This is a genomic window from Cellulophaga omnivescoria (genome assembly GCF_027915275.1).
Classification (GTDB): domain Bacteria; phylum Bacteroidota; class Bacteroidia; order Flavobacteriales; family Flavobacteriaceae; genus Cellulophaga; species Cellulophaga omnivescoria.
Window position 1 is genome coordinate 3,452,927 of the sequence record NZ_CP115819.1, and the last position, 16,809, is coordinate 3,469,735.

Sequence of the window (16,809 nt, forward strand, 5' to 3'; positions counted from 1 at the left end):
TCGTTTTTTTATCAATGAAAAAAATGAACAAAGCTTATTATGAAGGAAAATGTTACTAATTAAAAAACAAGAAGAGTAATATTAGTAAAAAACAAAAATCGTAAACTGAGAAAGTCCTAAGACAAATCTCAATTTACGATGTATGAATGCGTTTTTAATCGGTTTTTATATTGATGCTACAAACTCTAAAAATACTTTTTTGTGTAGGTCTAAATCTAAATTAGGAGATAAAGAGGCGCGTACAATATAATCCTTATCGCCTTCCTTGGTTGTTCCTTGTGTAGAGGTTGCTGGTATGGTCCAGTAACACCCTTTTAATTGTCCGTAGCTTACACAAAACTTACTCTCGTTTGGTATTTTGGTAATCATTAAATTAATCAATTTTAAATTTAATGCACGTTTGTATGTTTCTCTTTCTTCTTCCGTGTCTCCTTTTGTTGGTAGATCTAGAGAAAAAACAGACGGTGTAAAGCCTTCTGCTGCTAACTCTTGAGATACAAAGTTAATTTTTGCTCCTGGTAAATTTTGGTGTATAAAGTTTACAAAATTGCGCGTATTAGTGTACGCATCTGCAATTCTCTTATTCATACTTGGTAATTGTTCTGCCAATATGCTGTACTGTAAGGCTGTTGCTTCGTTATCACAAAGTGTTAAGTGTGTTTCAATATTAGCCATTAAATCTGCCGCTTTACTATTGACAACACAGTAACCAGCTGTACATTTTCCTCCACTTGGAAATTTAGAACCACTTGCAAAAGATATTGTTTTTACTGAAGCTAAAACATCTTCCTCCCCTAAAAAGTGTACGTTAGGACAAAAGGTTTGGTCTAATATAAACACAGGAGCTATTGCAACTTCTCCAGACGGTGTTTTACGCTCCTTACTTAATGCCTCTTTTAGTGCAAGTAAATTTGGCACTTCTACACGTGGGTTTGTTGGTATTTCTGCAATAATTAAAGGCACTGCATCCTCTGTAGCAATAGCATCTAAAACAGTATGTATGCTTTGTACCATATCATTATCACCATCTACAGGCAAGTCTACAATAGCTACATTTGGCAAACAAGCTGCTACTCTCCTAGCCTGGTCATTGGTACCGCCGTAACAATTTGGTGGCACAACAATTTTTATAGCTTTTCCTTTATAATTTTCTAGTGCATCATTAATTAAGCCCATTAAAATTGCGTATTGAATAGACAATCCGCTAGAGGCAACCAATGGTTTTGTACTTGCACGTGTAATATCTTTTATAGAAGCTAAAACACTTGCTTTATCTGCCTTTACATCTTCCTCATTATATGTATACTCTGCTTCTGTAGTAAGGGAATTTAATGTTAAAAGCGAGTTTGCAGGTGTCATTGCAATGGTTTCTCTTCTGCGTACGTGCTGTATGTCTTTTACATAGGCTGTAGCATTATCTGTAGTGTTTACAACTAAAATACTACCCAATTTACCGTGTAGGTTTATATAAAAATCTATGTTAGAATTTAATGTAACTGCACCAATGGTTTTCTGCTCTTCAATAAAAACAGTACTACCATTAGTAGCTTCAATTTCATCTGTACTACTTATTTTTTTAAGATTGAAGTTGTATCCGTAAACAGTTTTTATAACTTCTTCATTAAAATTACTAGGCAAACTGCCTTTGTAGTAGATATTAGTGTCTTTTTTATCAAATAAATTTTTACGTAATATTGATAAAATAGGAACAGTATTAGAGTCAAAACTTATAACATTTTGTGTATCTAAACCTTGTAATTTTGCTATTCCCCACTCCAACACACAAGATAAAGGATGACCTAGCCTAATATAGTCATAAGCAGTGTGTAACTCACTTAAAGCAGCTGTTGTGCTGTTATTTGCTACATATAAAGCTTCTAGCTCGTTTAAAAACTGAACTTTAGCCAATTCTTCATTGTAAATATCTAGACGATGTGTAGTTAAATTTAACCAATCTTTTGGCATATTTGTTACTACATCTTTTATATAATTAAGTGTTTTATTGTCTTGCATAAAATTCATCTTTAAATGAAGCCTGCAAGATACGTTAATTAGATTTTTTTAGGAACTTATACAAGGCGTATTGTTCTATTTTACCATAGATTTAACGCCTTGTATTTGTATTGTAAATGGTATAAAACCTTATTTTAAGTATCTGTTGGTACATAGTCCCAATCATCACCATAGCCAATTATCCAACTAAGTGCATATCTTCTTTCATACACAACACTAGGGTTTAATTCTTCTGGCATTTCTTTACCAAATAATTGTGCGTCTCTTACTCGCCAATGCTGATTGTACAACTCTGTTTCCATAGCAGTTAAATCCTCATCAGATCTTAATGTAATAGATTTTATAAATGCTTTAGGGTTGCCTATAATTTCCGCCAATTCTTTAATACTGTACACATCAAACTGTGCATTCAGTGCTGGCATTTCTTCAATAAAATTTGCTGCCCAAAATAACGATGTTAAAGCTTCTGCTCGCCAACTAAAATTTATAACGTCGTTTTGTTCTGGCTCTTCTGTATTTAAAAACTCCGTTTCCTTATCAGACAAATAATTATTAATATTATTACTTACTAGCCAAGACTTAAAATTTGGGTCTTCGCCCTGATGAATTTTACCAATAACTGCAAGTAATGCTAAAATACGTTCTGCTACTGCAGTTGGAGTTCTTACTTGCATATCATCATCTAATTCTTCTTCATCCATATTGTTATGTATTAAATTGTCTTTCATAACTATTTAATTTTATTTATTTATTTATTAATTTTTTGTTTAGCCTATAATGTACCAATCCAAGTATAATAAGACACGGAACTGCTATCATTACAAAAAATAATATACTAAAAATCCACCATGGAATATCAAAACCATGACTATAAGACGTTCCTACCAAAAGACCAAGTGTTATACTTACAACAAGACTAATAACACATATTTTTAGGATATTCATTTTTAAGTTTAACATTGTGCTTTAAAATTTTTAGATTACAATTATTAACAGCTTAAATTAATTTTAAACTTGTACTTGTTAATAAAAACGTAACAAAACTGCACATATTTGATTACAATAAGGAAACTGTTACCGGTGAAAATAAAGTAACTGTTTACAGGGTAGTGAAATTTATATTTTATACCTATAATGACCAATAATTTTAAAAGAAAATAGGCAATCTTGCAAAACTTGTCCGCCTCCAATATTGTGCACAATTAAATTTCTTTTGCCATCTTTAGATTTTTTATCTACCACAATCCCAATATGTGTAATTGCACCTCCTAAATTCCAACAAACTATATCACCTGGGGCATAATCTTTAGCTTTATCTGATATTACTTTTTCTTCTCCTTTTCTTTTAAAATACGTCATTAAATTTGGCACCCTGCGATGGTCTATATTTTTATCTGTAGTTTTTAATCCCCATAATTTAGGGTAGATATTAAAATTAGACTTCATATCTAAATGCACATTTTTTTGAAGATCTACGCCTATTTTACGGTAAGCACGTATAACCACATCTGTACAGACACCTTTATCACTAGGCACATCGCCATTTGGATAATCTATAGAAAAGTAACTAGAATCATAAGTAACCTTATCTTTAGTTAACTCTATTGCAGCGTTAACTAAATTGATTTTATGATTACTTGTTTGCGAAAAACTTAAGTAAGATACAAAGAATACTAATAAAGTAAGTTTTTTCATAGGTTAGGGTTAATAACAAACATTACTAACTTTTTGATTAATTTCTAGCACATTTAAAACCTCAAATGTACCGTCATAATCAGCTGCAAATCCATATTTTTCTTTACCTTTTTTTACTACCTCTATAGTAGCATTTACTGGTGTATTAGGTTCTTTACCATTTACCAATGCATAGTATAGCTTCTCTAACCTGCCAGATTTTGTTTTGTCGTTAATCCAATAAGTATTACCACTATTAAAGGGTTCAAAAGTTGCAACTTCTACCCCAAAAACTAATTTTCCACTTAGCGTTTCTTTTTTATAAGTGGTTAAAGAGTCTACTTCTTTTTTTAAGCTTATTATAGTATCCTCTAACAAAGTTATTCTGGTATTTGTTCCAATCTCATTACTTACATTGTTAGCAGTACCACTTTGTAAATTAGAAGCATATTGCTTGTTATTGCAAGCAGCAAAAATTAAACCAATTATAGCCATAAAGGGTAAGGTGTGTTTTAGTCTCATACTATCTTTTTAAAATTTTGTTTCACTTCTGTAGCAAACGGTAATTATACACACCAAAGATGTAACTATTATAGCAATATTATAAGCCTATTTCTAGTGAAAACAACACCCATTTTACAGGGTGTTAATTTAACTTATAGGAACTAACTATAAAGAGCATTAACCTCCTCTAAATTGGTTTTATCATTAATAATATAAAAATATTTTAACTGCCATTGTTGGGTTTTAAGTGCCTGCTTACTGCTTGGCATATCCCAACTTGGGTAAACCCTAAAAGCTCTTTTCCCTTCTTTTTTATCTGTAGATAGTATCCCTTTTTTTAGTAAAATAGACTTGGGGAAAACAAATTGCCCAAACTTATCTTTATAAGTTACGTTTACAATAAAAAAATCTATGTTATCTGTATAATTAAACGGCTCTATTGGTCCTGTACTACTTCGTTTCCAAAAAGTAACAAACTGACCTACCTTTTTTGGGGTTATTTTAGAATTTCTGCTAATTATAACGCATTCGTTTAACAAAAACCTACAAGCATCATAATCCTCACTTTCATCTTCTAGTATAAAATTGCTAATGCATAGTTTACATTTATCGTAAATTTTAGTTTTTATAATGCTTAGTTGTTGGTTCATTATTTTAAAAACGTGTAAATTATCTTTTTAAGGTAAAATGGCCCGTAAAAATTATGCTACCATCTAAGCTCATAAATTTATACCAATAGTCTGCAGATGGTAATTTTTTACCATTAAAAGTTCCATCCCAGCTACCAGTTTCTGCATCTAATTGTTTTATAAGTTTACCATAACGGTTATAAATTGTAACAGTTCCTTCTAATGTAAAAAATTGTTGATCTACTTTCCAGAAATCATTTATACCATCAAAATTTGGTGTAAAAAAATTAGGAAATTTAGATTTTATAGCTTCTTCAGAATCCTCGCAAGCCAACAAATCTATACTCACCTCAAAGCTTGTTTCTTTTGAGCAAGAACCACGCTCATTAAAAATATAAACTGTTTGTGTCTCTATGATGCTATCTCCTGCGCTTAACCGTAAACCTTGACCATTAGTTTCTGTAAAATAATTGCCATTACTAATACTTGGTAATATATAAACACCACATTCTGTAACGTTCTCTAGCTCGTCTACTAACAACTCAGGTTCTATTGTAATTTCAAAATTGGTTTCATCTGCGCAAGGTCCTGTACCTGCATAGATATAAATAGTTTGTGTAGTTGTAAGTATATCGCCCGCTTGCAATTGCGTACCGCTAGCGTTTGTTGCTGTATAGTAATTATTACCAACACTTAATTGTGGTAAAGTATAACTACCACATGCTAAAACATCATTAGTATTATCTGCAACCATTGGCTGTGTAGTTGTGAGATTAAAAGTGGTATCTGTATAACAACCACCCATATCTGTTACCCTAACGGTTATAGTCTGGTTATTAGGTACTATATTTGTATAATTATCAGTTAAAGTTAATGGTGCTTCATTTACATCTAAATAAGAGACTGTAACACCACTTTGTGAGCCAATAACTTGAGATTCTATACTTGCTAAATCTAAACTAAAATTGGTAAAACCATCTGCATCTAAGTCACAAGAAAATATATCATTTAAGCTATTTGCTGTGGGACCTGTTTGGTTTACTGTTAAAGATATAGGATTACGCTCTAAAGTTAAACCTGTTACAATTGTACTTGTTATTAAACAAGTGTATGTACCAGAATCTGTTGTTGTTAACGGATTTAAAACCAAATTAGCAGCTGTTGCACCAGAAATAGCAACGCCATTTTTAAACCATTGATAAACATTAGCCATGCCACTAACTACCGTAGAAAGTGTAATTGTAGAGCCAGAACAACTTGTTAAGGATTGTGCATCGTTAATTTTTGCTTGTGGTATATAGAAAAATCCAGCAATTTGCTGGTCATAATGCGTAAACTCATCTTCAAAATCTCCAAATTGAAACTTATTACCGTTAATTTCTAAAGACTCTCCGTTAGAACCTGATGGTACTGCCGTAAGAATAGATGTAAAATCTGGAATATCTCCCTCAAATTCATTATTCCGAATATCAATAGAATTTATATTAGACCAATTTACTAACGTTGAAGGTAATTCTCCACTAAAATTGTTATCTCCCAGGTTTATTATAAATAAATTGATAAAACTTCCGTAACTATCTGGAATTTCACCCGAAAAATTATTTTTTTGTATATCTAATATTTCAATTAATGTCCAGCTAGAAAATAACGGAGATAGTTCTCCTGACAATTGGTTTCCTCCAAGACGTAAAGTAGCTAGGTTTGTAAAATTCTGGTAGCTTTCTGGTATATTTCCTGTAAGCTGGTTAGATCCTGCCTGAAAAATTTGGACATTACTCCATGCTCCAAGACTAGCAGGTAATTCTCCTGAAATTTGATTACCGCTAATATTAAAATTGTTCATCTGAACTAAATTCCCTAATGAAGTTGGTATTACTCCTGATAGGTTATTATTAGTTAACATTAAAGAATTAAGATTGATTAAATTTCCAAATTCTGTTGGTATAGGGCCAGAAATGTCTGTTCCAAATATATTTAGTGCTTGTAAATTAGCTAAATTTCCTAAACTTGTAGGTAGTTCTCCATTTAAATCATTATTACCAAGCCAAAGCGACCTTAAATTAACTAAATTTCCAAATTCTGATGGTATAATACCAGATATTGAGTTGCCTACAAAATGAAACTTGTTTAAATTTATTAAATTACCATATTCAGGATATAGATAACCTGTAAATTGATTGTAGGATAACGTTAAAACTCTTAAATTTATCATATTTGTTATCTCAATAGGTACTTCTCCACTAAAATTATTAGAGTAAATTTCCAATACCTGTAATAGATTTAAAGTAGTAAGTTCTACCGGAATTTCTCCACTAAAATTGTTGCTTTGCAAATAGAGCGAGACTAAATTAGTGAGTTGTTGTATTTCTGGAGCTATTGTTCCTGATAGATTGTTTCCTGCTAAGTCTAGAGTAATTAACGATGTAATATTATATAAAGTTAAAGGAATTGTACCCGTTAAATTTTCTGCAAATAAACTTAAAGTTCTTAAAGATGATAAATCACCTATTTCTGGAGGTATAATGCCAGTTAAGTTGTTAGGATTATTAGTGTTTATTGTAGGATTCATATTTATAGAAACAACATTTCCTCCTGAAACTGTAAGTCCAAACCAATCATTAGTAACATTACCACTAAAGTCCCAATCGTTTGTAGGATCAGCATCGGTTTCACTAAACCAATTTGGTCCATCGGTTGCATTGTAAAAAGCCAACAATGCTGCTTTTTCTGCAGGAGTAACCTGACTAAAAATTAAATTTGTAATTAAAAGTAGAAACAGAAATAAAAAGAAGCGCATAGGGTATTTTATAATTTATAGTTAATTGGTAAAGTGTGTAGCTAAAATACAATTTTACATTTTTAAAGACATAGTTAGTTGTTAAAAGACACTAACAATAACTAATTTCTGAATTTAAATAGGTTTAAATTAAAAAACCTGCAACATTACTGCTACAGGTTTTAACTTATTTGGTTTAGTTGGATTCTAAATTTTAGAGCTTTCCCTTTAAAGATTCTAACCTATCTAAATCATCAAACTTAGCAGTTATTACTTTACCATCTTTTAGTCCTTCTATTTTATTGTCTAAAATTTGAAGTTTAAAATCACGATCTATTAAGTAGTTTTTTAATGCTTGTTTGTGGTCTAAAGCAATAGCACTAATTAACTGCGGAAAAATAGTTAACACTTTCTCTAATTTATTTTTATCTATAGCTGGTATTTTAGTATCATCTATAGTTACTACCAGTGTACCTTGGCCGTAATTAGCGCAATAATAGCTTTTAGAGTTAAACAAGCCACAGGCTACCATTCCCATTTTGTGTTCAAAATTTTCCTCTACATTAAAATGAGGCTCTATTAACTCTTTAATACTATGGGTTTCTCCAAACTGTTTTAACTTATTAGATTGAAGTAGCAAACTCTCTGGAATTCCACTTTGTTTATTTGCCCAACCCCACATCCAGGAGTTATCATTAAACGATAATGAACCTATAACCTGTATAGGAAAAGATAAATCTCCAAAAACAATAGTAGCGGTACCCATATCTAATTGCCAACCATTGTCTCCTATTACATCTGCAAAAACAAATTGTTTTTCAAAAGATAGGCCAGCATTAGCATCTACCAAATCATTAAAAGATTGCGGTTTTAGCTTTTCTACATTTACAAATTTACTAGTATCTAAAGTGTTATCGTTTTCCATTATTTTTATTTAATAGTATTATTTTTTATTGTTGTTTTCTGGGATTAAAGGTAAAAATAGTTCTCCGTCATTGGTCATACCTATTGGATCCTTTGTTCTTTCCAACCACTCGTCTTCATATAAAAACTTATTACACTCACTAACTACATTACGACTAAACCTGTCTTTTGCTAACTTAATAATTTGTTCATCTATAGCTGTGGTATTGTATTTATAAAAAGGTATATACTCCATATTTAAATGTAGTAAAATAATATGTGTTTTATTCTCTTCTTTATAAATGTCTAACACTTTATAATACGCAGGAGCTCTTAAAACAAAAAAGCCAAACTTTGCAACATCTGGGTTTATTTTAGCCATATTAATAGCCTTGTTTGTTGCTATGGTAAAACGTACGTTTTTAGATAAGCCTTCGGAAAAAACAGATACATCTGTAAATCCGTTTTCTTTTAATATTTGATTTTTTTTATAATTTAAAAGCAACTCATTACGCAAGTCACAATCTCTATAAAATAATAGCAAACCAGTATAAGTTTCTTTCTTTATTTCTGATAATTGGTCTGCGCTTTCACCTTCTTCAATCATTTAAAATAATTGTTCTTATTTTTTACAAATAGAATATGCTAGATCTAAGTCTAACTCTAAAGTACTTAATTCCTCTTCTGTTAAATCTCTTAGTATAGTTTGCATATAACTTGTGTTTTACAAATTATTCTCTAATAAGTTTGTAAGCACTTTTACTCTGCTATTAACATCTGGAGCATTACTTACTGGGCAATGGTTTACTTCTAAAGTACCATCTGTAAAAGTATAGGCTCTTTCTGGATTGTGGTGATTATCTCTGTTTACAATTACAACTTTTTTAAGTCCTTCTTGTAACGCTTCTTTACCCATATCATCTGCAGTAATTGCGGTAAAAGCTTGCACTAATGGCTCAAAATAAATTTGAGAATATGTATCCATATACAAGTGCGTAAAACGGTCTTCAAACAATGTTTCCCATTCTATTTCTAAAGGTACATCAAAGCCAGCTGCAGCAACAATTTGTTCTTTTAACGCAGGAAATTTTTCGTCTTGAAATGCTTTTGTAATTTTCTTTTCTTTAAGTCCCATAATAGTATGTTTTTAATGTTTATTTTAATAATATAAGATTCTAAAATAGCACTAAAACACACCTATGTTGTAAACGGTTTTACAAACGTTGTTTTTTGTTTTAAATCCGTTTATAAATTAGCTAAAAACTGTTTTAAGTAACTTTTTTTACGAGATGCTAAGGGTATTTTTTCTCCGTCTTTAAGTAAAATATTATTTAATATAATAGACTCTATATAATTTATATTTACAAGATGAGATTGGTGTACTCTAACAAAAATTTGATCGCTTAAAATGTTCTCATAATATTTTAAATTACGTGCACTCATTATTTTTTTATCTGCGGTATAAAAAATGGTGTAACTACCGTCTGACTGACACCTAATTATATCATTTAAAGGCAAAATATGCTGCTCTTGAGTTGTTTTAATAAGTAAGTTTTTTTGCTCTTCTTTGGCCTCAAAATCTTCAACTTTTTTCTCTAAGGTTTTAAGTCTCTTATTCCGTTTATGAGTAACTCTAAACCTATCTATACAAGCTGTAAGCTCGTCAGAATCTATAGGTTTTAACAAATAATCTACAGCATCTACACGTATTGCTTGTATGGCAAAATCATCATAAGCAGTTGTAAAAATTATTTTAAAAGAAATACTTTTTAAAGCATCTAGTATAGAAAATGCGTTGCCACCAATTAGTTCTATGTCCATAAAAACTAAATCTGGTGTATGCGTTTTTAAAAATTGTATAGCTGTCTCAACAGAATCTATTTTTGCAATAATTTCTATATCTTTTTGTGTGTACTTTAGTAATTTAGACAAGGTGTTTTGGGCATTAAACTCGTCCTCTATTATAACAACTTGTATCATGCAATATTAATTTTAAATGTAATTTTAGTTCCTACTGCTTGGTTATCTTCACCATATAAATCTTCAATAGTAAAACTTTTTTCTTCAGATTTTTTGCGCAATTTTAATCGTTCTTTAAAAACATCTGTAGCGTGTACTTCTTTACTTTTTTTTGTTTTAGATTGATGTGATCTTCCCACGCCATTGTCTTTTATCACAAAACAAAGTTTATTCTGCTCTTTTGCTATGTGTAACTCTAAAACACCACCTTTTTTCTTCTCTTTTAATCCGTACTCAATTGCATTCTCTAAAAAGGGTTGTAATAACATTGGTGGTACTTTTAGGCTTTTAACATCACAATCTTTAGCTACATTTAAAACGTACGTAAAAGCATAATCAAAACGTAATTGTTGTGTTTCAATATAGTTAGATATCATATTAATTTCTCGTTCCAAACTAATTTCTTCCTTACGCACATAATCAAAATTCTGGCGTATAAGTTTGGCAAACTTTGCTATATAGTTTGATGATTTTATTGGATCTTTTTCTAAAGTAATATTTTGTATTGCAGCTAGTGTATTAAAAATAAAATGTGGATTCATTTGCATTCTTAACAAGCTTTGCTCTAGTTCTGATGCCTTATTGGCCGCTTTAAGCTTGGTAATGTATAAATAAGCACCCAGTAGCACCAAAAGTAATAACAAAGCAGCAACTAAACTCCCATAAAGCATCCTGTTTTTTGCGGTAATTTGTTTTAAAAATAAAAGCTCTGCTTCTTTTTCTTTAGCCTTATATTTTACTGTAGAAAAATGTAATAAACGTTCTGTTTCTTTAGTATGCTGTTTTATTTGTAAAGCATCTCTTTTTTCTTGATACGCCAAAGCTTCCTCTGGCTTATTAGTACGTATTGCAATAGTTATAAGTTTATCTAAAATTTGTATTTGTTGAGGCGTATCTTTATTCTGTTCAAAAATTTCTATTGCCTTTTTATAATATGCTTTAGCTGTAACAAAATCGTTATTTAAAAAATAGGTAAAACCAAGTCCTTTATACGGAGCTCCATTAATTACGCTAATATTTTTATTTACTTGTATAGCCGCTTGTAAAAATTTTGCTGCAGAAGCATATTGTTCTGTTTCTATATACGTATAGCCTATGTTATTTAAAATTTTTACAATAGTTTGCGGAGATTTTATATTTTTACCAAGTTCTAAAGCCTCCTGGTAAGCTAGTAAAGCTTTGTTATACTCTTTTTGTTTTAAATAAATACCAGCAATATTAGACTTTATAGCAATTACAGATGTGGTATCGTTTTGGTTTGTAAAAATATTATCGGCCTTTTTTATATACTCTAAAGCCTTAGGGTAATCTTTTAATGTAAAGTGTAACTGAAACAGCAAATTATTTGCCTTAGCAAGTAGCCTTTTGTCTTTTAATACACTAGCATTTTTTAATGCTTCTAAAGCAAATTCTTGTGCTTTTTCTAAATTATTAAAACGTAAATTTGCGGCACTTAACGTTATTAAACTTCTGGTTGTATTGTAGTTATCATTTAAATTTATAAATAAATCTTTTGCTTTTTTATGTGTATTAATAGCCTCTAAAAACAAATCGTTTACATAATAAATTTCTCCTTTTTTAAATAAAATTAAAGCGTTTTGCTGTGGTGTAAGTCCTTTTAGGTTGCTTTGTAAGCTATCTAAAATATTAATAGATTTTTCATAATTAAACTGTGAGAGACTGTCTGTAATTTTAAGAGTTTCATCAAAATCTATTTGGTTGTTTTTTGTGTTGGTACAACTAAATAAAATAAGCAATAAAACACTATAAACCAATCTATTAACAAAAAAGCAATATTTCATGTAAGCAAGTACTATTCTTTAACAAACGAAACTAACATTTTTAAGGTGAAACAGAAATTTTTTTAACAACTAAATGGCAAATATAAAACCGTTAGCGTCGGTTATAAAAAGCATCTATAACTTTATAAAAATGAATGTTATTTTGGCTTTATAAAAAAGTGAATATGGACTATACAGAAACTGTTGATAACATAACAAAAGGTGGTGGTTTTGAAATAACACACAAAAAAGAGATTACTAAAAAAATTGCACCAAAAATTAGTATAGATGATGCTATGTTTTTAATTTATGATTGGCCAGACGATAAAGAAGGTGCTAACACTAGCATTATAATTAACTTAAACTATTTTTTTATTTTAAATGATAAAAAGTATGAAATAAGCACTAAAAATACTTTTTATGATTTTGACAATAAATTTTATGACAACTTACAAGATTGGTTTTATAAAGACATGTATCCATTATTTGTAAAAAAAGCGTTAGAAGTTTCTAAAGAAAATATAGAAAAAGATCTTGGAGTTTCACTTTCTAATATTGCACCTTTTGACACACAAGAAACTAAAGCAAAAAGATTAGCAAACAAAGCAGCTAAGGGTACACTTGTAGATTATGTTTAAAAATACAATTAAACAATATGTGTAACTAGTTATTAAAATAGAATAAATGAGCAATAGTTTATTACAAAAGCAAAATGAATTATACGGTAATTTAAATTTTGCAGCAGCAATTAAAAAAGACAATGTTGGAATTATAAAACATTTTATTGCGAGTGAAAAAGAGGCGTATGAAAATAATTTTCAAGGACAATTTTACCCTTCATACCATTATGAAATAAGCAGAGTAATGAGTACTAAAATGTCTAAAATTGATGATGAAGATATTTATTTGGCATTTTATTACCAACTTAAACTAGGCAACATATACAAGCCTTTAGAGAAACATTACCCTTTATTTTTAAAAGCTTTAGCACACAATATAGATGACAATGATTTAGATAATACGTTTTTAGACGCAGATATACTGTATTTATTATTTGGTATAAAAAACAATGAAAACTCTGACTCTGTTTACGATATTTTATATAATGACTATGCAAATTTTTTACAATTTACAAAACTCTGTAATAGCTATACCACATTTCCTAATCTTAGAAAAAAACACGCTAAGTTTGCCCCTTTTTTAAATAACAAAGCATTGGTTAACCGTATAAAAAAAGGACTTCATTATTATTTTAAGAGTAGTTTTTTAACAGCTGGATCTTTAGTTTTACTGCTATTAGATACTAGTGATAGTGCTAAGGAAGTATTATACAACTTGCATAAAACAAATTTAAAAAATACAGATGTTTGGTTTTTAGGTAGCTTTTATATGGACTTTAAAAAAACAGATGCTAACAAAAAACTTTTAAAAGATTTATATGCTACTTACCCAAAAGAATGGATAGATGAATACCAAAAAACTGATTGGAGCTAAACTGCTTTTTTATAAAATTTTTGCGAATTAATTTTAATGCCTTTATTTTTTTTATTGTAGATAAATGTATTGACAATATTAATAAGCAAAGACCATAAAACAAAGCCTATAAATACCAATAGAATAACTTTTAAAAAGTATTCTTTAGTAACATCTGGTATTTTTAATACATTAAAATAATTACTATAAAAATCATACCCTTTAGAAATTCCTATACTAAAAAATATAAATCCAATAAGTAAATACACATACTTAACAAAAAAATCTTTTTTGGGTAAAAAGTAATCTTTAGATGGGTTTTTAGGGTGATAATAAACAGGTGTAGTATCTCCTATTTTTACTTTAGAATTGCTTCTTCCTTTAATTCTACAACTTTTTATTTTTTCGTTTTTAAAATACTCAAAACTATAAACAGGAACCTTTATTATGCCAGAGAATCCTTCTTCATTCTCTGAACCCTTCTCAAAAGATATAGATATAACTTTAGCATTAGTTAATATTCCGTTTCTTTTAATTCTTCCGTTCCTAAATAAGATGTACAGAAAACCTAAAATTAACAGCAACCCAATTACCAAAAAAATTGTACTTGCAATTATAGCCATATTAAGCTCAAAAAGTTATAGTAGATAATAAATTTGTTACTTAATATATGTAAAATATATCATAAAAAAAAGTGTTTTCATATTAAATATTTATCAAAAAAGCCATTTAAATGAATTTTACACAGTTAATTAACAAAAAACCATCGTATTTGTAAGTTTATCCTACTTTTTAATATTTTTTTTATTACACCTTCTAATTCAGTATAACTTACCACTTCTATTTGGCACTTTTCAGTATCTATAGATAGTGTTTTATTATACTTAAAATTTTGTTTAAATTTTTGTGATTTGGATAGTAAAACAAACTCGTTAAGCGTATTAGAATGTATATGCTTATTGGCCTCTTTATCTTTACGTTTTTTAAGTTGCTTTACTTTATTACTAGCCTCAACTAGGGCATAAAAATCTTTATTAATAATTTTTGCTATACACTGTAGTCGTTTTTCATTTATACTTTTACCATATAAATTGTAATTATCTACATTGGCACTTATATAAGCAACATCTTTAGTTTTTAAATACTTTTTAAAGTTTTTATCATACAAATTGTGTAGCTCTTGGTTGTATGCATTTACTATATCACTAGATATTATATCTTCAATATAAACACCATTAAAGTTTACCCAAATTGGTGTAGAGGCTATTAACTCTATATGAATATTTATAAAATTATTAGCATTATCCTTGGCTTTAAAATGATATTCATACGCCAAGGGAACTTGCTCAAAAGAAGTAAAATTGTAATTGTCTTGCAAAAATTTAAAATATGTTTCTACAGCATATTTAACCTCATAAAGCAAGTTGTTCATACCTTATATTTACTAAATAAACTAGTTTGCTTGTGCCTTAAACTCGTTCATTTTTTTTAATACTAATGGAACAAATAGGGCAAATTTTGCATTAAAGTCTTCTTGAGATGTTGCTTTGTTCATAGTTGCAACCATTGTAGACCAAGCTTTATGCAATTCATCTTCTTTAGTTCCGTTGTTTTCTGAAAACTCTATATTTAAAGCCTTTAAAAGGCTCATAGTATCAGTTTCCTCATAAAAACCGGTATCTTTTACCATAAAAAAAACATTTTCTAATGTTGGTTCTCCTTTTAATAAGTCTGTAATAGATAAGTTTCCTTTGTTTGCCCCAACAATCTCAAAAGTATCAATCATTAGGTTTTGTACTTTTGAATTTATATTTTCTTTTAACTGTAATGTACTCATTTTTTGTTTTTATAGTTTAACCGTTATTCTTTAATAACAATTCCGTTTTTCATTTCATCATTGCTTGGGTTCTCAAACCAAGTTTCCATAAAGTCAAAGTTTTCTTTACTCACTTCAAACTCATACGTATCTCCTTTTTGTGTGTTTCTTTGCATTACTCTTTTAAACCTAGTTTCTTTAGAAATATCTAAAAAATGAGTTTTTACTTTAAATCCATTTTCTTCTGCAAATTTTCTAAATTTCTCCCTATGACTATATTTAGAGAGTCCTAAATCTAAAATTGCAGCAACATTAGACTCCTGCAGTTGCTGCACTACATTTAAAATAATATCCTCTGCCCTATTTATGCGTTCTAAAAACCACTCTAAACCATCTTCTGTCTTTTTATCTGCAAGAAACAATGTGTTGTTCCATTTATCTATAGAAAATACAACCCCGTTTGTTTCTTTTTTTAATTTAGTTGCATAAGTAGTTTTACCAGATCCAGTATTACCAACAATTAAATGTATCATAACTTTATACTTTATTTTACAAAATAAAGAACGTAAATAATTACTTATCTATAGGAATTGTACCAACAATTTGCCCTTCTTTAAGCACAAAAAGTAAATTTGATATTGGTGCATTTCCATAACTATCATCTTCCCAAGTAGCTACGTGTAGATTTACAAAAGTGCCTAATAGCGTAGCATCTGCGTGTCTAGATACAGCCATCATACAGGTACGCCTAGGAATACTTACTAAAATTTCTTCAGCATCTAGCATTTCATGTGCTTTGCGCATATGTTTAGATGATAGTATACGCTCACTACAAAAGTCTAAACCGCTAGAAGTTAAAACTTTATTATCTAATTTTTCTAACGCTGTAAATTCAGTTTCAAATTCTTCTAAATTTTTAAATGCTTCTTTTAATACAGCATCAGGATCTAGTTTTTCTAAATGTTTGTGAGTTAAAAATATAAAATCATTTGGAGTATCATAACCAAAACCAATAACCACTTTTAAATCATCATCTGTACCTATAAAATTAGACTTTACAGCGCCTGCTTTAATACCTACCCAATCTCCTGGTTTAAGTATTGGGTAAATTTTATGAGCTCCACTTTCTGCCTGTTGCGCTAATTTTTCTATTTCTTCTTGTGATTTTTCACTTCCACTTGCATTTTCGTTCATATCTATTCTATATTTTATTATTGAACT

18 protein-coding genes are annotated in these 16,809 nt (G+C 29.5%); 2 read left to right on the top strand and 16 right to left on the bottom strand.

Features of this window, described 5'->3' with window-relative positions; translation table 11 throughout:
• Positions 1 to 165: 165 nt before the first annotated feature.
• The 11 genes from PBN93_RS15300 to PBN93_RS15350 all read right to left on the bottom strand — a co-directional run bounded on the left by PBN93_RS15300 (position 166) and on the right by PBN93_RS15350 (position 12,320).
• On the bottom strand, positions 166 to 2,013 hold the full coding sequence (locus PBN93_RS15300; protein ID WP_271081031.1) for a PLP-dependent aminotransferase family protein: 1,848 nt from the start codon (positions 2,011 to 2,013) through the stop codon (positions 166 to 168).
• Between the two features lie 134 nt (positions 2,014 to 2,147).
• Positions 2,148 to 2,741 (bottom strand): DUF4272 domain-containing protein, encoded by a 594-nt coding sequence (locus PBN93_RS15305; RefSeq protein WP_271081032.1) that lies wholly within the window; start codon positions 2,739 to 2,741, stop codon positions 2,148 to 2,150.
• 388 nt (positions 2,742 to 3,129) lie between these two features.
• Positions 3,130 to 3,708, bottom strand: a complete 579-nt coding sequence (locus tag PBN93_RS15310; RefSeq protein ID WP_271081033.1) for a DUF1287 domain-containing protein — start codon at positions 3,706 to 3,708, stop codon at positions 3,130 to 3,132.
• Positions 3,709 to 3,717: 9 nt separating this feature from the next.
• A complete protein-coding gene (locus PBN93_RS15315; RefSeq protein WP_271081034.1) occupies positions 3,718 to 4,209 on the bottom strand; it encodes a hypothetical protein in 492 nt (163 codons plus the stop codon).
• Positions 4,210 to 4,352: 143 nt separating this feature from the next.
• Positions 4,353 to 4,841, bottom strand: coding sequence for a MepB family protein (locus tag PBN93_RS15320; RefSeq protein WP_271081035.1), 489 nt, complete (start codon positions 4,839 to 4,841; stop codon positions 4,353 to 4,355).
• Positions 4,842 to 4,860: 19 nt separating this feature from the next.
• Complete coding sequence (locus PBN93_RS15325; RefSeq protein WP_271081036.1) at positions 4,861 to 7,617, bottom strand: T9SS type B sorting domain-containing protein; 2,757 nt, start codon at positions 7,615 to 7,617, stop codon at positions 4,861 to 4,863.
• 193 nt (positions 7,618 to 7,810) lie between these two features.
• Positions 7,811 to 8,521 carry a DUF6882 domain-containing protein gene (locus PBN93_RS15330; RefSeq protein WP_077399933.1) on the bottom strand — a complete coding sequence of 237 codons (711 nt, stop codon included), beginning with the start codon at positions 8,519 to 8,521 and terminating at the stop codon, positions 7,811 to 7,813.
• A gap of 18 nt (positions 8,522 to 8,539) precedes the next feature.
• On the bottom strand, positions 8,540 to 9,106 hold the full coding sequence (locus PBN93_RS15335) for a hypothetical protein (RefSeq protein WP_077399936.1): 567 nt from the start codon (positions 9,104 to 9,106) through the stop codon (positions 8,540 to 8,542).
• Between the two features lie 117 nt (positions 9,107 to 9,223).
• On the bottom strand, positions 9,224 to 9,634 hold the full coding sequence (locus tag PBN93_RS15340; protein WP_077399939.1) for a hypothetical protein: 411 nt from the start codon (positions 9,632 to 9,634) through the stop codon (positions 9,224 to 9,226).
• A 110-nt stretch (positions 9,635 to 9,744) separates the two neighbouring features.
• The gene (locus PBN93_RS15345; RefSeq protein WP_271081037.1) at positions 9,745 to 10,479 is read right to left on the bottom strand and encodes a LytR/AlgR family response regulator transcription factor; all 735 of its coding nucleotides are present in this window, start codon (positions 10,477 to 10,479) and stop codon (positions 9,745 to 9,747) included.
• Positions 10,476 to 12,320: a tetratricopeptide repeat-containing sensor histidine kinase gene (locus tag PBN93_RS15350; RefSeq protein WP_271081038.1), complete on the bottom strand. Its 1,845-nt coding sequence runs from the start codon at positions 12,318 to 12,320 to the stop codon at positions 10,476 to 10,478. The genes PBN93_RS15345 and PBN93_RS15350 overlap by 4 nt, the downstream gene beginning before the upstream one ends.
• A gap of 164 nt (positions 12,321 to 12,484) precedes the next feature.
• On the opposite strand from PBN93_RS15350, the gene PBN93_RS15355 reads away from it, so the two are divergent.
• Positions 12,485 to 12,937: a hypothetical protein gene (locus tag PBN93_RS15355; RefSeq protein ID WP_271081039.1), complete on the top strand. Its 453-nt coding sequence runs from the start codon at positions 12,485 to 12,487 to the stop codon at positions 12,935 to 12,937.
• Between the two features lie 46 nt (positions 12,938 to 12,983).
• A complete protein-coding gene (locus tag PBN93_RS15360) occupies positions 12,984 to 13,793 on the top strand; it encodes a hypothetical protein (protein ID WP_271081040.1) in 810 nt (269 codons plus the stop codon).
• Here the strand turns inward: PBN93_RS15360 and PBN93_RS15365 are convergent.
• From PBN93_RS15365 to PBN93_RS15385, 5 genes are all read right to left on the bottom strand, one after another.
• Positions 13,790 to 14,395, bottom strand: coding sequence for a DUF3592 domain-containing protein (locus PBN93_RS15365; RefSeq protein ID WP_271081041.1), 606 nt, complete (start codon positions 14,393 to 14,395; stop codon positions 13,790 to 13,792). The genes PBN93_RS15360 and PBN93_RS15365 overlap by 4 nt on opposite strands.
• A 125-nt stretch (positions 14,396 to 14,520) precedes the next feature.
• A complete protein-coding gene (locus PBN93_RS15370) occupies positions 14,521 to 15,204 on the bottom strand; it encodes a hypothetical protein (protein WP_271081042.1) in 684 nt (227 codons plus the stop codon).
• A gap of 21 nt (positions 15,205 to 15,225) precedes the next feature.
• Entirely contained in the window at positions 15,226 to 15,609 is a 384-nt protein-coding gene (locus tag PBN93_RS15375; RefSeq protein ID WP_083653608.1) for a hypothetical protein, read from the bottom strand.
• Positions 15,610 to 15,632: 23 nt separating this feature from the next.
• Complete coding sequence (locus PBN93_RS15380; RefSeq protein ID WP_271081043.1) at positions 15,633 to 16,121, bottom strand: AAA family ATPase; 489 nt, start codon at positions 16,119 to 16,121, stop codon at positions 15,633 to 15,635.
• A gap of 40 nt (positions 16,122 to 16,161) precedes the next feature.
• Positions 16,162 to 16,782, bottom strand: coding sequence for a hypothetical protein (locus PBN93_RS15385; protein WP_271081044.1), 621 nt, complete (start codon positions 16,780 to 16,782; stop codon positions 16,162 to 16,164).
• Positions 16,783 to 16,809: the final 27 nt, after the last annotated feature.